The organism is Campylobacter sp. BCW_6873, from assembly GCF_001762365.1.
GTDB lineage: Bacteria > Campylobacterota > Campylobacteria > Campylobacterales > Campylobacteraceae > Campylobacter_D > Campylobacter_D jejuni.
This window is the reverse complement of record NZ_MJWS01000046.1, coordinates 1-1532: the sequence shown is the minus strand read 5'-3', so window position 1 is coordinate 1532 and position 1532 is coordinate 1. Positions and strand designations below refer to the sequence as shown.

Here is a 1532-nt window from a genome sequence, read left to right as displayed (position 1 = left end):
ATGAAAATTTAGGTGTAAGCTATAAACAAGAAGCCTTTCGAGCTAGCTAAGAATACTTGGCTTTAGTTAGGAAGCTCCTACTTCTAAGCGTTAGCAAAAGTAGGAGTAATTCATAGTTTTCATTGTTTTAAAATTTTTCTCTTCGTTATTAATAGATAATTTCGATATATCATATCTATCCCAAAAGATAAGCTCTAAGGGTCGTTGTAAAAAATGATAAGTTAAGCTTATAAAAATAATCAAAGCTATAAGCACACCACAAGGTATATAAAATCTTTTAAGTTTGTAAAAAGGTTTTTTCATGGATGCTCATATTTATTTAAATTAGCTTTTTCTAGCATTTTATTGTCCCAACCTTCTGGTAAATCTTTTATGCTTGGATAATAAGGGCGTAAAAGTTCTATATAAACTCCTTTCTGATAGGAAAGCTCAAAATAATACTTTCCTAAAGCAGAAGGGATAAGCTTTGCATCTCCGTGATAATTTCCATCAGAATAGACAAAATTAGGGCTATAAAAAGGGCTTCTAGGAGAAACATATGGGCGCACTCCTATTTCATCATAAGCAAAATAATCATATATGTTAAATTTAAAAATACCATTATTGCCAAAGCCATAATCATAATAATCATTAAAATAACCATTTTCTCCTTCAAATCCCATATCAAGCAATATTTTTTCATAACGCTTATTTATTTCTTCGTTTAAATTTTTATAATCTATTTTTGTGTCATCCATATAAGCTGCAGGATTAAAAAGAAGCTTGGTTTCATCTTGAAACAAACCATAAGAAAGCTCTAATAAGAAATCTTTTAAACTCCAAACTAAATAAGCATAAAAATACTCATCATCAAAAGTGATTAAATAATCTTCATCTTTTTTATTTTGTTTTGCTAAATAATCAAGCATAGCAAGCAATATTGGATTTTTTTTAATATAACTTTTATCTTTAAAATTATTAGCTTGTTCTTTTGTAAGAATGCCAACTTCTCCTAATTGATCATAAATTTCATCACTAAATACGAAAGGTTTTATGCCATAGTCTTTATTGATTGCATCAATATAATTTTTTATTATCATTGTGTTTTTACTATAAAGTTCTTTCACATAGGAAATGATTTGTTCTTGGCTTAAAATTTGAGTGTCTTTTTCTATTTTACATTGATACTCTAAATTATTTGGACTTTCAAAATAATAACCCCCATCCATACCATCATAAAATTTAGGTTTAATATAATTAGGATTTTTATTAGCAAGCCATAAGGGATTTTTTATCTTTTTAACTTCTTCTTCTAAATTTTCAAATTTAGTGGCTATGTATTTTGGGATGAGTTTGTTGCCTTTTTTATCAAAAACAATTTTACCAAGATATATGCCAAATTTTGGATTATAGCATTCAAGCTCATTCATATCATTAAATTTCCAAAAATATTGCTCGCTAGGACAAATATTATTATAACTTTTTATGTTTGTATTTATGGCTAAATAAATAGCATAAGGTTCTTTTCTGGTTTGTAAGAAATCTTTATGTTT

At 27.1% G+C, this 1532-nt stretch carries 2 protein-coding genes; both read right to left on the bottom strand.

Going from position 1 to position 1532, the window contains the following annotated elements; translation table 11 throughout:
- Positions 1–90: 90 nt before the first annotated feature.
- Positions 91–303, bottom strand: a complete 213-nt coding sequence (locus AJ932_RS02385; protein ID WP_070278717.1) for a hypothetical protein — start codon at positions 301–303, stop codon at positions 91–93.
- A partial coding sequence (locus AJ932_RS10480) for a hypothetical protein (RefSeq protein ID WP_186820403.1) occupies positions 300–1532 on the bottom strand: 1233 nt, incomplete at its 5' end. The genes AJ932_RS10480 and AJ932_RS02385, both read right to left, overlap by 4 nt.

Bases quoted from the DNA above. Each gene is read 5' to 3' on its own strand.
- AJ932_RS02385 (WP_070278717.1), bottom strand. From the start codon at position 303: ATGAAAAAACCTTTTTACAAACTTAAAAGATTTTATATACCTTGTGGT.